Genomic DNA, 15,565 nt, shown 5'->3' with positions numbered 1-15,565 from the left:
CTAGCCTTTTAATGAGTTGGACAAAAACTGGCGAACGCGCTCCGAATCGCTGTGATAAAAGAGTTTGTCAGGCGTGCCTTCTTCTTCAATCTGCCCTTGATGCAAGAACATCACATGATTCGATACTTCGCGCGCGAAGCCCATTTCATGCGTAACCACTATCATCGTGCGCCCTTCCGCCGCCAATTCCTGCATGAGCTTCAACACATCGCCGACCAATTCGGGGTCGAGCGCGGAAGTCGGCTCGTCAAAAAGCAGGGCATCAGGCTCCATCGCCAAGGCGCGGGCAATGGCAACGCGCTGCTGCTGCCCGCCGGATAATTGCGCCGGATAATAATGCCGCCTTTCGTACAAGCCCACTTTATACAAGAGGGCTTCGGCACGGGCAACGGCTTCTGCTTTCGAGAGTTTGAGCACCAGCATCGGGGCTTCAATCACATTTTGCAGCACCGTCATATGCGCCCACAGATTGAAACTTTGAAACACCATCGTTAAGCGGCTGCGCAGGCGCTGGATTTGTTTTTCCGATACCGCCAAACGCTCGCCTTTGCGATCCGTCTTAATCTGAATATCTTCACCGGCGACAATAATCTCGCCGCTATTAGGCATTTCCAAGAAATTCAGGCAACGCAGAAAAGTGCTTTTGCCCGAACCCGAAGAACCTAAAATAGACACCACATCGCCTTTATGCGCGGTCAAAGAAATGCCTTTGAGCACCTCATGGCTGCCGAAAGATTTGTGAATATTACGCGCTTCAAGCGCGGGAATCGCTGTCAATGGAATGTCCTAGACCGTAGAAAGCGATTTATTGTACACGCTGCTTGCCGCCTGTAAAGCAAAAAACGCAGACAATGTTATCTTGGCAATCACTATCGCTTATACTGCGCTCTATCGCTTATACTGCGCTTTTTTTCCGAGAACCGCTATGCAAACCGCCATTCAAGATTTACTTGCGGCATTGGTCAGCCGCCCTTCGATCAGCCCGAATGATGCCGGCTGCATGTCGCTCATCAGCGATTTTTTACGCGACACGCCCGCCCGCATCCGCCTCATCCGCATTGAAGACACGGACAATTTATTCATCGCGCACGGACAAGGCGCACCGCATATCTGCTTTGTGGGACACACGGATGTCGTACCGGCAGGCAGTGAAAGCGACTGGAGCAGTCCGCCGTTTACCCCCAGCATACGCGAGGGCAAATTATACGGACGCGGCAGCGCGGATATGAAAGCGGGCGTTGCCGCCATGAGCTTTGCCTACCGCGAATTGATTCAAAGCCATCCGCAGCATCAAGGCACGCTGTCTCTGCTGCTGACCAGCGACGAAGAAGCCGCCGCAACGCACGGTATCCAAGCCGTGCTCCCCCTATTGCAAGCCGAAGGCATACACATAGATTATGCGATTGTCGGCGAACCGACCGCCAAAGACGCGCTCGGCGATTTTGCCCGCAACGGACGGCGCGGATCGCTCAATCTCAAATTGCAGATTAGCGGCAAACAAGGTCATGTCGCCTACCCCGAAAACATTTGCAATCCCATCCACGGCTTAGGACACATCATTGCGGAAATCGCCGCCATCGAATGGGACGCAGGCAATGCGCATTTTCCGCCTACCTCCTGCCAATTCAGCAATCTGATTGCCGGTACCGGCGCGGAAAACGTCGTTCCGCAAACCGCCACCGCGCTGCTCAATTGGCGCTTTAATACCGAGCAAACGGAAGACGGCATCAAAACGCGCGTGGAAACATTGGTCCGCCGCATCTGCGCGGAAAAACAACTGAGCGCAACATTTGACTGGAAACTCTCCGGACTACCCTTTTCCACCGCCAATCAAAAACTCCTCCAAGCCCTGAGCAAAGCCGTGCGGGAACATTGCGGACGCGACATCGTCTTTAACACCGCCGGCGGCACCTCCGATGCCCGCTTTATGGCGCAATACGGCGCGGATACAGTAGAATTCGGCACGCTCAATGCCAGCATTCATCAAATTGACGAGCATGTGCTGCTGGCGGATTTAGCGCCGATGGCAGCGGTGTACCGTGACTGCGTGCGGCATCTGTGGGTGGCATAAATGCTTTGGATTAAAGCCGCCATCGGCGCTATCAGCGTCATCATCATTCAATTGCTGGCACAAAGCCGCCATTATTATCTGGCAGCGTTGGTGCCCTTATTCCCTACTTTTGCCTTAATCAGCCATTACATCTTGGGCAATAGCCGAGCGCCGGCGGAATTTAAGCAAGCCGTATTATTTTCCATCTTCGCCCTGCTGCCTTATTTAGGCTATTTGCTGACGGTATATTTCAGCGTTGACCGCTTGGGCTTATGGAAGAGCTTGGGATTGGGGCTGCTACTGTGGACCGGCTTGGCGATGCTGCTAATCTTTATTTGGCAGAAAGTGTTCTAATCCCTATTTATAGTCGAAGAATTGAAAAAGTATTACGATCTTGGCTCGCCTTGTACGCATTTCCACTTCTCCGACTATACATAGTCATCAATAAGCGGCATTAACGCTTAGCCGCGCAATTACCGCCCATATACAAAAATATCTGCCTTTATTTAGAACGATAATGTCCTGTGATATCAAATTGGAAGAGGATATTCTCTTCTTGCGTACCGTTAGCGATATTATGAATAATCAAAGGCGTGCCGTCGGCGGCTCTGCGCTCTGAAACGATGCCGATATGCGGCAAATGATTCGGCAGCCGCCAAGTTACGATATCGCCTGCCTGATAATCCGCCGCCTCCGAAGAAATCTCCAGACTTTGCGCATGACGGCGCAAATAGGTTTGCAGATTCGGCACGCGGCGATGGTCGATATTGCGGTCAGGGCGCTTCAGTCCCCATATTTTAGGATATTGGGCAAAATGTTTGCGCATATCCTCATGCACTAACACCTGCAAATCAATTGCTTGCCGACGCAAGGCGCGAATCAGCACATCGGTACAGACGCCGGTATGCTCGGCAACATCGCCCATAGGATAGGCAAGTGTTTGATAGCTGCCGTCATAGCCGGTGGTTATGCCGATTTGCGCCCTTGCCGCCTGCACCAAAGCTTCGCCCTGCCAGATTTGCGCCCAATTTTGACGGCTGGATAGCAAAAGCAGCAGTAATAAGATGTTTCTCATCATTTCCTCTCATTGTTCAAAACATATAGTCTCTATATAGCCGAAGAATTAAAAAAGTATTACGACGTTGGCTCGCCTGCCGTACTATCTGTACTGTCTGCGGCTCACCGCCTTGTACTACTTTTCCACTTCTCCGACTATAGCATTATCTTTCCTGAAAACAGAATGTTCAAGCCTGTTGATGAAGGCGGATATGGCTTGCGCCTTGATGGCGGCTGCGAATATGTTGCGCTTGATAGCATAGGCGGTAGGCATTATTTTCCCAAAATGCTTCGAGGCTCGGGCTGGCGCCATAAACGCAGCCGAATTGCCAATCGGCAAGCTGCCGATGCGCATCATTCAGCAGGCGGCTGGCAATTTGGCGGCGGCGGCAATCGGGATGCACGGCAATTCTTTGTACGCGTGCAAAACGCTGTTGCGCCCAATGCAGCTCGCCGCTGCGCTGCAATAATTGCTGCATCAGCAAGCGTCCGCGCGGTCGGCGTTCGCCGGCAATCACAGCTTGAGCCAATGCCGTATCCAGCGGCGTTTCCAAAGCGATTTGCAGCACGCCTAAGCATTCGCCCTGCGCATTTGCCGCCATAAATAAGGCTTGATCCGGCATATCCAGCAAACGCTTTAAGTCTTCCGGTCGACTGCGGTAATGCGCCTGATTCAGTAAAGACCAATAGCTGCGCAATAGCTGTTCATCGGCGGCTAAGTCTTGGGCTTGCAGCGCAATAATCTCTGTCGCCTCATGCGATTGCAGCGCTGTCGCCTGCCCTGCGGGAAACAGGAAAAGTCTATCCATCAGGCATTCCAAAGTGTCGCCGCTGTGATAACGATAATTACCCTGCAAATGCACAATCTGTTCTTGCCTGATGCCGAGTGCCGGCAATGTATTTAAGCAAAAATGCTGCGCACTGCCTTCATAGCCGTCGCTGGTGCTAGCGAGGGTAAAGGCAGGATAATGCCGACACAGGGCAATCAATTGAGCCGGCGCGAGTGCCGCCGCCTCATCGACAATCAGGGCTTGCGCAGCAGGCAGACGGCGCAAGGCTTCATCCGGCGGCAGGCAAAGCAAGGGGACTTGCGTATGCGCAGCAATGGTTTGGCGATTCTGTGCAAACGGGCTCACAAGCAACAGCGGCGCAATCTCTGCGTCGGCAAGGGCATTGATTTTCTGAGCTAAAAAATGGCTTTTGCCGCTGCCGCGTTTGCCGAGAATAATTTGCGGCTGCGCATAGCTAAAGCGTGCAATCGCTTGATGTTGCGCGAGCGGCGGCGCAGATGCGGTATTTTGCTGTGCCGCCAAACGCCGCAAACGCTGATGAAAACAATCGGCGCAAGTCTCAATTGCTTCGCCATGCGCCAGCCATCGCCTGTGGTCGGGGTCGCCGTCGGGGTAATGCGCCGGCAGATGCAGATAGAGATGATGCCCTGCGCCAATCGCCCCCGCTAGAGCGGCAAAGGCATTAGGAAATAAGCCTTTGCCGGCATCGTAAAACACATCGCCTTGCGTGGTGCCGAGATAGCGGCGGTAATCCTTAAGCGCAATATCGCGTCCAAAAACGCCGAGCGGCGGTAAATCCGCCGCTTCGATAAGATGCAATTGCCGCATAGCGCACAATGGGCTAGCGATTATTCTGTCCGCGTTGGCGGATAAAATGATCGCAAAGCACCAATGCCGCCATCGCTTCCACAATCGGACAGGCGCGCAGCCCCACGCAGGGGTCATGCCGTCCTTTGGTTACCACTTCCGTGTCTTGATTGTGAATGTCGGTGGTTTTACCGGCAACGAGAATGGAGCTGGTCGGTTTGAAGGCGGCGCGCAGCATGATGCTTTGCCCTGTCGAGATACCGCCCAAGATACCGCCGGCATGATTGCTTAAAAAGCCTTGTTCCGCCGCGCGTTCGTCGCGAAATTCGCTGCCGCGCTGCGTGATGCAGTCAAAACCGTCGCCGACCGCCACGCCTTTCACCGCATTAATGCTCATCAAGGCATGCGCCAAATCCGCGTCCAAGCGGTCAAAGACCGGTTCGCCCAAGCCTAATGGCACATGCTCGATGACAAGAGTGATTTCCGCACCGATGCTGTCGCCGTCTTTGCGGATGTCGTATAAATAGCGGTCCAGCATTTCGATTTGATGCGTATTCGGGCAATTGAAAGGATTGCTGCCCACATGCACCCAATCGACAAATTCCAATTTATGCTCGCCGATTTGCGAGACATAGGCGCGGATTTGCGTGCCGCAGAGATGCTGCAACACCGCTTTGGCAACCGCGCCGCCGACCACACGGCTCGCCGTTTCGCGTGCCGAAGAGCGCCCGCCGCCGCGATAATCGCGGATGCCGTATTTCTGCCAATAGCTGTAATCGGCATGTCCGGGGCGGAATTTTTCCGCAATCGCGCTGTAGTCTTGGCTGCGTTGGTCTTCATTGAAAATCACAAAACCAATTGGTGTGCCGGTGGTTTTGCCTTCAAAGATGCCGGAGAGAATTTGCACACTGTCGCTTTCTTTGCGCGGCGTTACATGGCGGCTGGTGCCGGGTTTGCGGCGGTCCAAATCCGCCTGAATGGCGGCAATATCCAAATCGATACCGGCAGGCGCGCCGTCAATCACGCCGCCAATCGCCACGCCGTGACTTTCGCCGAAGGTCGTCAGCACAAAATTCTGACCGATGCTATTGCCGCTCATATTGCTTCCTTACAGAATGGCTTGCTCAATCCGTGCAGCGATTTCTTCTACGCTGCCCTTGCCGTGAATCTCGCGCAATTTGCCTTGCGCGCGGTAAAAATCAATCAAAGGTTTGGTTTGCTGCTCAAACACGCTTAAGCGGTTGCGGATGGTGGCTTCATTGTCGTCCGCACGTCCGCGCGCCAGCATTCTTTGCACGATTTCTTCATTATCCACGTCTAAAAATACGGCATAATCAATCGCCTGTCCGTTATCGGCCAAGAGTTTGTCCAAAGCCTGCGCCTGCGCCAAGGTACGCGGGAAGCCGTCAAAGAGTGCACCTTTGTCGTTTAGGCGTTTGGCAATCATGCCGATGACGATGTCATCGGAAACCAGTTCGCCTGCGTCCATGATTTGCTTTGCCGCCAAGCCCAATTCCGAGCCTGCGGCGATTTCGGCGCGCAGCATGTCGCCGGTGGAAAGATGCTGCAAGCCGTGCTTGGCAATCAATTGTTCGGATTGCGTGCCTTTGCCGGAACCCGGTGCGCCTAAGAAAATAATGTTCATATCCGCCTCACTATGCAAACAAATTAAGCCGCGGATTGTAGCATGAAAAATATTGTCGCGCTGTGCCTGCATCAAGACTTGATTCTTTAACTAAACTTCATGTTAAGATAAGGCTCTTGTAACATATGTAGAGAGAAAGCAAGATGAAATATTACACCCAAGACCATGAATGGATTAGCATTGACGGCGAAATGGCGACCATTGGCATTTCAGAGCATGCCCAAGATGCCTTAGGCGATATTGTTTTTGTGGACTTGCCCAGTATCGGTGCACAAGTCAGCGCCGGCGCAGAAGCGGCGGTGGTGGAATCGGTCAAAGCCGCCGGCGAGGTCAATGCCCCTGCTTCCGGAGAAGTGCTTGAAATCAATGAAGCCTTGGTCAATCAGCCCAGTTTGGTCAATTCGGCGGCGGAAGGCGAAGGCTGGATTTTTAAAATCAAGCTCAGCAATCCCGCCGAAATCGAATCCCTGATGGACGCTGCCGCCTACCAAGCCTTTTTGGGGTAATCCATGACTGCCAAAGAACGATTTGCCGAGCGCCATATCGGCGCCCGCCATGCGGAAATCAAGGAATTATTGCACTATATCGGTTTTGACAGCGTTGCGCAGTTCACGCAAAGCATTGTGCCGCCGAATATTCGCCGCAAAGGCATGAACCTGCCCGATGCGCTCACCGAATCGCAGGCACTGGCGGAAATACGCGCCATTGCTCAGCAAAACAAACGTTTGCGCTCTTTAATCGGACAAGGGTATTATGCCACGCGCACGCCTTCGGTGATTTTGCGTAATGTCTTGGAAAATCCCGCTTGGTACACCGCTTATACGCCCTATCAACCGGAAATTTCTCAAGGTCGTTTGGAAGCCATGCTTAATTTCCAAACCATGATCTGCGATTTGACGGCAATGGATATTGCCAACGCCTCTTTGCTTGACGAGGCAACCGCCGCCGCAGAAGCCATGACCCTTGCCAAGCGCCACTACAAAGGCACAAGCAAAACCTTCGTGATTGACCACGGCGTACATCCGCAGACCATCGACGTACTGCTGACGCGCGCACGCTATCAAGACATCGATATTATCGTCGCCGATTGCTACGAGCTGGCAAAAGAAATCGATGACTGCTTCGGCGTGCTGCTGCAATATCCCTGCACGCAAGGACACGTTGCCACTAAAGAAGAAATCAGCGAACTTGCCGACAATTTGCACAGCCGCGGCGCCACGCTCTCCGTCGCCTGCGATCTGCTCTCGCTCACTCTCATCAATCCGCCCGGCGAAATGGGTGCGGATATCGTCATCGGCAGCGCGCAGCAATTCGGTGTCCCCCTAGGCTACGGGGGTCCTCATGCCGCCTTTATGGCGGTGCGCGATGCGCTCAAACGCCAAATGCCGGGACGTTTGGTCGGCGTATCCGTGGACAGCCGCGGCAAAGCCTCCTACCGCTTGGCATTGCAAACCCGCGAACAACACATCCGCCGCGAAAAAGCCACCAGCAATATTTGCACCGCGCAAGCCCTGCTGGCAGTTATGGCTTCCAGCTATGCAGTGTATCACGGCGCGGAAAAGCTCAAGCAAATTGCAGAACATGTGCATAAACTGACCAATCAAATTGCAACGGCGCTCGAACAGCAAGGGCTGAAAAACCGCCATCGGCACTATTTCCGCACCCTGATTTACGATTTCGACAGCATTGAAGCCGCCGACGTCGTCATGCAACGCGGACTGAACGCCGGCATCAACTTCCGCCGCCACAGCCCGACCGAAGTCGGCTTGAGCATCGATGAATGCAGCAATGAAGCGGAAGCCGTTACCGTTATCGAATGTTTTTCAGGCGTAGAAATTGCTGCATTACCCGATGCCAACTCCTCGGTATTGCCCGCTGCCTTACGCCGCAAGAGCGCCTACCTCACGCATCCCGTCTTTAACCGCTATCACAGCGAAACCGAGATGATGCGCTATCTGCGCCGCCTCGCCGATTACGATTTGGCACTTGACCGCAGCATGATTCCGCTCGGTTCCTGCACCATGAAGCTCAATGCCGCCAGCGAAATGATACCGATCACATGGTCGGAATTCAGCGACATCCACCCCTTCGCGCCCAAAGAGCAGGCCGCCGGCTATCATCAGATTTTCCAAGAATTGGAAGCATGGTTGGCGGAAATCACTGGCTATGATGCGGTTTCCCTGCAACCCAATTCGGGGGCGCAGGGCGAATACGCAGGACTGCTCGCCATCCGCGAATACCACAGCAGCCGCGGCGAAGAACGCAATATCTGCCTCATTCCCGCTTCCGCGCACGGCACCAACCCCGCCTCCGCCCATCTTGCCGGCTTGGAAGTGGTAGTGGTCAAATGCCGCGACAACGGCGATGTGGATATCGACGATTTGCGCGCCAAACTTGATGAACACGGCAGCAATACCGCCTGCATCATGATTACCTACCCTTCAACGCACGGCGTATTTGAAGCACATATCGGCGAAATCTGCGAACTGGTTCATGCCGTGGGCGCACAAGTCTATTTGGACGGCGCAAACTTCAATGCGCAGGTCGGGCTTGCTGCACCGGGCTTATACGGCGCCGACGTATCGCATCTCAATCTGCACAAAACCTTTGCCATACCGCATGGCGGCGGCGGACCCGGCGTCGGGCCAGTGGCGGTTAAAGCGCATCTCAAACCTTTCTTGCCCAGCCACAGTGTAATTGCCACCGGACAAGGCGGCTTAGCCGTCAGTGCCGCGCCTTACGGCAGTGCCTTAATCACGCTGATTCCGTGGATGTATATCCGCATGATGGGCAGCATCGGTCTGACCGCCGCCACCGCTTCCGCGATGATTAATGCCAACTACATCGCCAAACGCTTGGGCGAAGCCTATCCTGTGCTCTATACCGATGCCAAAGGCTATGTAGCGCACGAATGCATCTTGGATATGCGCGGCTTTAAAGACAGCGCGGGCATTCAAGTGGACGATATCGCCAAGCGCCTGATTGATTATGGTTTCCACGCGCCGACCATGAGCTTCCCCGTGCCCGGCACGCTGATGATCGAGCCGACGGAAAGCGAAAGCAAAGCCGAGCTCGACCGCTTCTGCGACGCCATGCTCGCCATTCGCGAAGAAATCCGCCAGATTGAAAACGGCGTTTTACCGCAGGACGACAATCCGCTGAAAAATGCGCCCCATACCTTGGCGGATTTAGTTGAGGACTGGACGCATCCCTATGACCGCAAAACGGCGATCTTCCCCTTGCCGCATATGAATCCGGCAAAATACTTTGCGCCGGTCAACCGTATCGACAATGCGCATGGCGACCGTCAGCTGTTCTGCTCCTGCCCGCCGTGGAAAGACAGCGACAGCAGCAACTAATGAGAGAACAGGGCTGAAAAGCCCTGTTTTTCCTTACTCAGCCGCTTCTTTTGCCGGCATTTCAAAATCGCATAAACAAATAGAAAACCCTTGCTTCTTGCCTTGCTGCTACAATGCCAAGCCTTTTTGACTAAGCCGATAATCGCCATGAATCTCGCCCTCTACAAACTCATTCCGCGCGCTTTGCTGACCAAAGCCTTCTATCATCTCGCCCGCATCGAAACGCCGCCGCTGAAAAACGCCATCATCTGGACATATCAGAAAATCACCGGCGCCGACACTGCCTTTGCCGCAGAAAAAAATCCCTACCGCTACCGCAGCCTTAATGACTTTTTCACCCGCGCCTTAGCCGCTGGCGAACGCCCGATAGATAATCAGCCTCAAGCCTTTATCAGCCCTGTGGACGGACGCTGCGCCGTATTCGGCAGCATCGAGGCAGGACAATTGCACCAAGCCAAAACCCGCCAATACAGCCTCGCCGCCCTGCTCAATTCCGCCAAATACGCGGAAGCCTTTGAAGGCGGCAGCAGCGTTACCCTCTATCTTGCCCCTGACGATTACCACCGCATCCACATGCCCTGCGACGCCCGCCTGACCGCCATGTCCTTCTGCCCCGGCGACAAACACAGCGTTGCCATCGATTTACTCGAACACATCCCGAATTTGTTTGCCGCCAATGAAAGACTAGTCTGTCATTTCGACACCGAATTCGGCGCCATGGCGCTGATTATGGTCGGTGCCCTGAACGTCAGCAGCATTGAAACCGTCTGGCACGGCGAACTGCGCGACAGCGGCGACAATCACTACCGCTACTCGCCCGCCAAAACCTTTAAAAAAGGCGAAGAAATCGGACGCTTCAACCTCGGCTCGACCGTCATCCTCTGCTGCAGCGAAGACATGATTGACTTCAACAATCCCAAACTCGGCAACGGCAATAAAATCCGCATGGGCGAAGCCATCGGCACGCTACGCGCATGAGCAGTACCATTTTAGAAATCTATACCGACGGCGCCTGCAAAGGCAATCCCGGCATCGGTGGCTGGGGCGTGTATATGCGCTATGGCAAACATGAAAAAAGCCTCAAAGGTGCCGATTGGGAAACCACGAACAACCGCATGGAGCTGATTGCCGCCATCGAAGCGCTGAAAGCGGTAAAACGCGCCTGCCCCATTCATCTGACCACCGACAGCAACTACGTTAAAAACGGCATTACCGACTGGCTGCCCAAATGGAAAGCGAAAAACTGGCGCACCGCCAATAATCAGCCCGTGAAAAACGCGGAATTATGGCAAGCCTTAGACGCCTTGGTGCAGCAGCATGACATCCAATGGTTCTGGGTCAAAGGACATAGCGGCCACCCCGGCAATGAAATGGCGGACAGCCTCGCCAATCAGGCAATCGAAGCATTACGCAAGCAATCATCATGAAACACACAAACGACCTCTCCGCCATCAGCGGTCTGCTGATCGGCTGCATCATTTTCGGCTTGGGCAGTCTGATTGTTGCCCATGTGCCTTTGGGCAGCTATGCCATCGCTTTTTGGCGGATTTTCATTGCCTTTTGGGTTTTTGCCGCTCTGTGTTATCTGCGCCGCCTACCCTTGCCGCGCCAGCCCTATGCGCTGGCATTCATTGCCGTAGGCGGCTTTTTCTTCGCCTTTGATTTGGCATTGTGGCATGAAAGCATTCATGCGGTAGGGCCGGGCATTTCCACTCTGTTGAACAGCCTGCAAATTTTCTTTCTAACCGCCATCGGCTTCTGTTTTTTTCGAGAACGCCCCAGCCGTCTGCAACTGCTGAGTTTGCTGCTCGCCATTATCGGCGTGGCATTGATTGCCAGTCCCGAATTCAACCATAATCAGCGTGCCTTATGGGGCTTTGCCAGCGGCATTTTATCCGGCGCGGCATTGGCGCTTGCCATGAGCTGTGTACGCAAAGTGCAAGACTATGAAAACATCGCGCTGATTCCCCTGATGTGCTTTTACAACCTCAGCGCGGCGCTGACCGCCCTGCCCTTTGCCCTCTTATCCGATGCGCCCTTTATGCCGCAAACTGGCAACAGCTGGTTTTGGGTCGCCGTTTACGGCATTGTGATGCAATGCGGCGCATGGGGATTGGTCATCTACGCCATCCGCCGCCTTTCTTTAGCGCTTACCGGACTGATTTTGCTCAGCGAACCCGTCGCCGCCATTATGATTGACGCGGTTTGGCTTAATAAAGCCATCGCACCCCTGCAATGGCTGGGCTGCGCCCTAACCCTAATCGCTATTTATCTTGGGAGCTTACGCCGCAATGCCTAGCAAATCACTTGCCCCCGCCCCTGCTTGCGTTTACCATACGCGCTTTTCAAACCACCAGGTAAGACAATGTTTAGCAAAGACATGACCATTGCGAGTTTTGACGAAGAGATTGCCAAGGCGATTGCCGCCGAAGAAAAGCGCCAAGAAGCCCATATCGAGCTGATTGCCTCGGAGAATTATTGCAGCCCGCGCGTGATGCAGGCTCAAGGCAGCTATCTAACGAATAAATATGCCGAAGGCTACCCCGGCAAACGCTATTACGGCGGCTGCGAACATGTGGATACGGTCGAGCAATTGGCGATTGACCGCGCCAAAACCCTGTTTTCCGCCGACTATGCCAATGTGCAACCGCATTCGGGCTCGCAAGCCAACGGCGCGGTTTTCCTTGCTTTATTAGAACCGGGCGATACCGTCTTAGGCATGGATCTGGCACACGGCGGACATCTGACCCACGGCGCGAAAGTCAATTTCTCCGGACGCAGTTATAACGCCGTCGGCTATGGTCTTGACCCCGAAACCGGGCTGATTGACTACGACAATGTACAAAAACTTGCCGAAGAACACCGCCCCAAAATGATTATTGCCGGCTTCTCCGCCTACTCGCAAGTTTTGGATTTTGAACGTTTCCGCGCCATTGCCGATTCGGTCGGCGCCTATTTATTAGTCGATATGGCGCATGTGGCGGGTTTGGTCGCCGCCGGCTTATATCCCAATCCGATTCCTTTTGCCGATGTGGTGACCACCACTACGCACAAAACCCTGCGCGGACCGCGTGGCGGACTGATTTTGGCACGCGCCAACGAAGAGATTGAGAAAAAACTCAACTCCGCCATTTTCCCCGGCATTCAAGGCGGGCCTTTGATGCATGTGATTGCGGCAAAAGCCGTTTCCTTCCTTGAAGCCCTCGACCCTTCTTTCCAAACCTACCAAGAAGCAGTATTGGAAAATGCCAAAGCGATGGCAAAAGTCTTTAACAGCCGCGGCTATGACGTGGTTTCGGGCGGCACCAAAAACCATCTCATGCTGATTAGCCTGATTAGCAAAGGACTGACAGGCAAAGCCGCCGACGCCGCCTTAAGCCGTGCGCATATTACCGTCAATAAAAATTCCGTGCCCAATGACCCGCAATCGCCTTTTGTAACCAGCGGCATCCGCATCGGCACGCCCGCCATTACCACGCGCGGTTTCGGCGTCGCGGAAGCAAAAAAAGTCGCCACATGGATTTGCGATATTTTAGACGATATCGACAATGAGGAAATGATTGCCGAAGTGCGGCATAAAGTCGGCGAACTCTGCGCACAATTCCCTGTTTACGCATAAGGTTGCGCCTTGCATTGTCCTATTTGCAATCATCCTGAAACCAAAGTCGTGGACTCGCGTCTGGTGGCGGAAGGCGAAAAAATCCGCCGCCGCCGCGAGTGCCTCAATTCCGATTGTCTGGCACGTTTTACCACTTATGAAGTGGCGGAAATTCACATTCCCACCGTCATCAAACAAAACGGCGACCGCGAAAGCTATTCGGCGGACAAACTGCGGCGCGGATTGCTGCGCGCCTGTGAAAAACGACCCGTCAGCGCCGAACAAATCAGCGCCCTGATTCATCACATCGAGCAGCAAATGCGCAGCAGCGGCGAACGCGAAATCTCTTCCGAGCAAATCGGGCAATGGGTCATGGAAGGCTTGAAAACCCTCGACCATGTCGCCTATATCCGCTTTGCCTCCGTGTATTTGAGCTTTGCCGACATCGCCGCTTTCCAACAAACCATTGATGAACTCAATAAATCCTAAATCCGGCGACGCCTCCCTGCCCCCGCATGAATATTGGATGCGTCATGCCCTGCATCTTGCCGCGCAAGGCAAATATTCCGCCGCGCCCAATCCGCGCGTGGGTTGTGTCATTGTTAAAAACGGCGCCTTAATTGGCGCAGGTTTTCATCAAGCCGCCGGCACCCCGCATGCCGAAGTACATGCCCTACACATGGCAGGTGCGCAGGCACGCGGCGCCGTCGCCTATGTCAGCCTTGAGCCCTGCGCCCATTTCGGACGCACCCCGCCCTGCGCAGACGCTTTGATTGCCGCCGGTATTGCCGAAGTCATCATCGCCTGCCGCGACCCGAATCCGCAAGTCGCCGGCAAAGGTATCGCCAAATTACAGGCGGCAGGCATTGCCTGCACCGTCGGCGTTTGCGAGCAGGAAGCCTTAGATTTGAATCGCGCTTTTTTTCATCGCATGCGGACAGGGCTGCCTTTTGTCAGCCTCAAACTCGCCGCCTCTATGGACGGACGCACGGCGCTGGCTAACGGCGAAAGCCAATGGATTACCGGCGCTGCCGCGCGCGAAGACGTGCATGAACAACGCCTTGCCGCCGACGCGATTCTTGCCGGCAGCGGCAGCGTCATAGCAGACAATGCGCGTTTGAACGCGCGTTATCCGACCGCACGCGCACAGCAGCAGCCGATACGCGTCATTATCGACAGCCGTCTGCACATACCTGTCGATGCCGCGCTGTTTGCCGAAGCAAGTCCCGTCATTATCGCCACGCTGGAAACAGCGCCCACACGTCCCGAACTTGCCGCGCAGGCGGAAATTCTGCGCTTTGCACCCAATCCGCAAGGCAAAGTACCTTTACGCGCCTTATTGGAAACATTAGGCAGGCGGCAAATCAATTATGTTTTCGCAGAAGCCGGCGCAGCTTTGGGCGGCGCCATGCTTGATGAAGGACTGGCGGACGAAGTGCAGCTCTATCTCGCCCCCGTATTTCTCGGCGCGGACGCCCGCCCCCTACTCCTGACCGCGCCTTTGCCGCACTTATCTGCTAAAATAGCCTATCGCATTTGCGGCAGCCGCATGCTGGGCGAAGACTGGCATTTCACGCTGCGCCGCGCCACACAGGATTAAGACCATGTTTACAGGCATCATTGAAAACACAGGGCAATTGCGCCAACGCGAGCAACACGGCGAAGACCAAAGTCTGCTCATCGCCTCCGAGCACTTCGATTTCAGCACTTCGCAATTGGGCGACAGCATCGCCGTTAACGGCGTCTGCCTGACCGCAGTAGAATTGGGCAAAGATTTCTTCCGCGCCGATGTGTCGGCAGAAACCCTAGCCTTAACCACATTAGGACAATTAAGCGTCGGCGAAACCGTGAATTTGGAACGTGCCCTGACCTTATCCACCCCTTTGGGCGGACATTTGGTCAGCGGACATGTGGACGGCATCGGCACCTTATGCGACCGCTTTCCCGACGGACGCAGCGAACGTCTGATTTTTGCCGCGCCGCGCGAACTGGCGCGCTATATCGCCAAAAAAGGCTCGATTTGCATTGACGGCATCAGCTTGACCGTCAATGAAGTGCAAGACCATCTGTTCCACGTCAATATCGTACCGCACACCATGCAGTGCACCAGCTTAGGCAGATATGCCGTCGGGCGGGAAGTGAATTTGGAAGTGGACTTGCTCGCGCGCTATTTGGAACGCCTACTCAGTCAGCAAAGCGAAGGCGAAGGTTTGACGGAAGCGAAATTACGCGCCTTCGGCTTTTAAACATTCTTAGGAG

At 54.4% G+C, this 15,565-nt stretch carries 16 protein-coding genes; 11 read left to right on the top strand and 5 right to left on the bottom strand.

The genetic code is table 11. The features are described 5' to 3' along the window. Positions 1-777, bottom strand: coding sequence for an ABC transporter ATP-binding protein (locus ACJHVI_RS10140; protein WP_483184616.1), 777 nt, complete (start codon positions 775-777; stop codon positions 1-3). Positions 778-925: 148 nt separating this feature from the next. Here ACJHVI_RS10140 and dapE point away from each other — a divergent pair, with 148 nt between their 5' ends. Together dapE and ACJHVI_RS10130 are read left to right on the top strand one after the other, a co-directional pair. Next, positions 926-2,071: a succinyl-diaminopimelate desuccinylase gene (dapE, locus tag ACJHVI_RS10135; RefSeq protein WP_483184615.1), complete on the top strand. Its 1,146-nt coding sequence runs from the start codon at positions 926-928 to the stop codon at positions 2,069-2,071. After that, positions 2,072-2,404 (top strand): GlpM family protein, encoded by a 333-nt coding sequence (locus tag ACJHVI_RS10130; protein ID WP_483184614.1) that lies wholly within the window; start codon positions 2,072-2,074, stop codon positions 2,402-2,404. A 148-nt stretch (positions 2,405-2,552) separates the two neighbouring features. Here the strand turns inward: ACJHVI_RS10130 and ACJHVI_RS10125 are convergent, their stop codons facing one another. From ACJHVI_RS10125 to ACJHVI_RS10110, 4 genes are all read right to left on the bottom strand, one after another. Further along, positions 2,553-3,128, bottom strand: coding sequence for a DUF1287 domain-containing protein (locus tag ACJHVI_RS10125; protein WP_483184613.1), 576 nt, complete (start codon positions 3,126-3,128; stop codon positions 2,553-2,555). A 166-nt stretch (positions 3,129-3,294) separates the two neighbouring features. Further along, positions 3,295-4,725, bottom strand: a complete 1,431-nt coding sequence (locus ACJHVI_RS10120) for a GNAT family N-acetyltransferase (protein ID WP_483184612.1) — start codon at positions 4,723-4,725, stop codon at positions 3,295-3,297. A gap of 13 nt (positions 4,726-4,738) precedes the next feature. Continuing rightward, positions 4,739-5,803, bottom strand: a complete 1,065-nt coding sequence (aroC, locus tag ACJHVI_RS10115) for a chorismate synthase (RefSeq protein WP_483184611.1) — start codon at positions 5,801-5,803, stop codon at positions 4,739-4,741. A gap of 9 nt (positions 5,804-5,812) precedes the next feature. After that, entirely contained in the window at positions 5,813-6,349 is a 537-nt protein-coding gene (locus ACJHVI_RS10110; RefSeq protein WP_483184610.1) for an adenylate kinase, read from the bottom strand. Between the two features lie 143 nt (positions 6,350-6,492). On the opposite strand from ACJHVI_RS10110, the gene gcvH reads away from it, so the two are divergent. The 9 genes from gcvH (at position 6,493) to ACJHVI_RS10065 (ending at position 15,552) form a co-directional block, all read left to right on the top strand. After that, on the top strand, positions 6,493-6,855 hold the full coding sequence (gene gcvH / locus ACJHVI_RS10105) for a glycine cleavage system protein GcvH (RefSeq protein WP_483184609.1): 363 nt from the start codon (positions 6,493-6,495) through the stop codon (positions 6,853-6,855). A gap of 3 nt (positions 6,856-6,858) precedes the next feature. Further along, on the top strand, positions 6,859-9,708 hold the full coding sequence (gene gcvP, locus ACJHVI_RS10100) for an aminomethyl-transferring glycine dehydrogenase (RefSeq protein ID WP_483184608.1): 2,850 nt from the start codon (positions 6,859-6,861) through the stop codon (positions 9,706-9,708). Positions 9,709-9,834: 126 nt separating this feature from the next. Beyond that, positions 9,835-10,686: an archaetidylserine decarboxylase gene (asd, locus tag ACJHVI_RS10095; protein WP_483184607.1), complete on the top strand. Its 852-nt coding sequence runs from the start codon at positions 9,835-9,837 to the stop codon at positions 10,684-10,686. Continuing rightward, positions 10,683-11,135, top strand: a complete 453-nt coding sequence (gene rnhA / locus ACJHVI_RS10090) for a ribonuclease HI (protein WP_483184606.1) — start codon at positions 10,683-10,685, stop codon at positions 11,133-11,135. Before asd ends, rnhA begins: the two co-directional genes overlap by 4 nt. After that, complete coding sequence (locus ACJHVI_RS10085; protein ID WP_483184605.1) at positions 11,132-12,007, top strand: DMT family transporter; 876 nt, start codon at positions 11,132-11,134, stop codon at positions 12,005-12,007. The genes rnhA and ACJHVI_RS10085 overlap by 4 nt, the downstream gene beginning before the upstream one ends. A gap of 66 nt (positions 12,008-12,073) precedes the next feature. Next, positions 12,074-13,327, top strand: a complete 1,254-nt coding sequence (gene glyA / locus ACJHVI_RS10080) for a serine hydroxymethyltransferase (RefSeq protein WP_483184604.1) — start codon at positions 12,074-12,076, stop codon at positions 13,325-13,327. A 9-nt stretch (positions 13,328-13,336) separates the two neighbouring features. Beyond that, positions 13,337-13,795, top strand: coding sequence for a transcriptional regulator NrdR (nrdR, locus tag ACJHVI_RS10075; protein ID WP_483184603.1), 459 nt, complete (start codon positions 13,337-13,339; stop codon positions 13,793-13,795). Beyond that, positions 13,776-14,906: a bifunctional diaminohydroxyphosphoribosylaminopyrimidine deaminase/5-amino-6-(5-phosphoribosylamino)uracil reductase RibD gene (ribD, locus tag ACJHVI_RS10070; protein WP_483184602.1), complete on the top strand. Its 1,131-nt coding sequence runs from the start codon at positions 13,776-13,778 to the stop codon at positions 14,904-14,906. The genes nrdR and ribD overlap by 20 nt, the downstream gene beginning before the upstream one ends. 4 nt (positions 14,907-14,910) lie before the next feature. Then, positions 14,911-15,552: a riboflavin synthase gene (locus ACJHVI_RS10065; protein WP_483184601.1), complete on the top strand. Its 642-nt coding sequence runs from the start codon at positions 14,911-14,913 to the stop codon at positions 15,550-15,552. Positions 15,553-15,565 lie beyond the last annotated feature (13 nt).

Source organism: Suttonella sp., assembly GCF_056855035.1.
The sequence above is the reverse complement of the archived record's forward strand: the minus strand, read 5'-3'. Positions and strand labels throughout refer to the sequence as shown.

What these genes read in the sequence shown, in the direction of transcription:
- ACJHVI_RS10130 (WP_483184614.1), top strand. Translation starts at nt 2,072, where the DNA reads ATGCTTTGGATTAAAGCCGCCATCGGCGCTATCAGCGTCATCATCATT.
- ACJHVI_RS10065 (WP_483184601.1), top strand. Translation starts at nt 14,911, where the DNA reads ATGTTTACAGGCATCATTGAAAACACAGGGCAATTGCGCCAACGCGAG.
- glyA (WP_483184604.1), top strand. Translation starts at nt 12,074, where the DNA reads ATGTTTAGCAAAGACATGACCATTGCGAGTTTTGACGAAGAGATTGCC.
- ACJHVI_RS10125 (WP_483184613.1), bottom strand. Translation starts at nt 3,128, where the DNA reads ATGATGAGAAACATCTTATTACTGCTGCTTTTGCTATCCAGCCGTCAA.
- ACJHVI_RS10085 (WP_483184605.1), top strand. Translation starts at nt 11,132, where the DNA reads ATGAAACACACAAACGACCTCTCCGCCATCAGCGGTCTGCTGATCGGC.
- aroC (WP_483184611.1), bottom strand. Translation starts at nt 5,803, where the DNA reads ATGAGCGGCAATAGCATCGGTCAGAATTTTGTGCTGACGACCTTCGGC.
- gcvP (WP_483184608.1), top strand. Translation starts at nt 6,859, where the DNA reads ATGACTGCCAAAGAACGATTTGCCGAGCGCCATATCGGCGCCCGCCAT.
- dapE (WP_483184615.1), top strand. Translation starts at nt 926, where the DNA reads ATGCAAACCGCCATTCAAGATTTACTTGCGGCATTGGTCAGCCGCCCT.
- ACJHVI_RS10110 (WP_483184610.1), bottom strand. Translation starts at nt 6,349, where the DNA reads ATGAACATTATTTTCTTAGGCGCACCGGGTTCCGGCAAAGGCACGCAA.
- ACJHVI_RS10120 (WP_483184612.1), bottom strand. Translation starts at nt 4,725, where the DNA reads ATGCGGCAATTGCATCTTATCGAAGCGGCGGATTTACCGCCGCTCGGC.
- rnhA (WP_483184606.1), top strand. Translation starts at nt 10,683, where the DNA reads ATGAGCAGTACCATTTTAGAAATCTATACCGACGGCGCCTGCAAAGGC.
- ribD (WP_483184602.1), top strand. Translation starts at nt 13,776, where the DNA reads ATGAACTCAATAAATCCTAAATCCGGCGACGCCTCCCTGCCCCCGCAT.
- gcvH (WP_483184609.1), top strand. Translation starts at nt 6,493, where the DNA reads ATGAAATATTACACCCAAGACCATGAATGGATTAGCATTGACGGCGAA.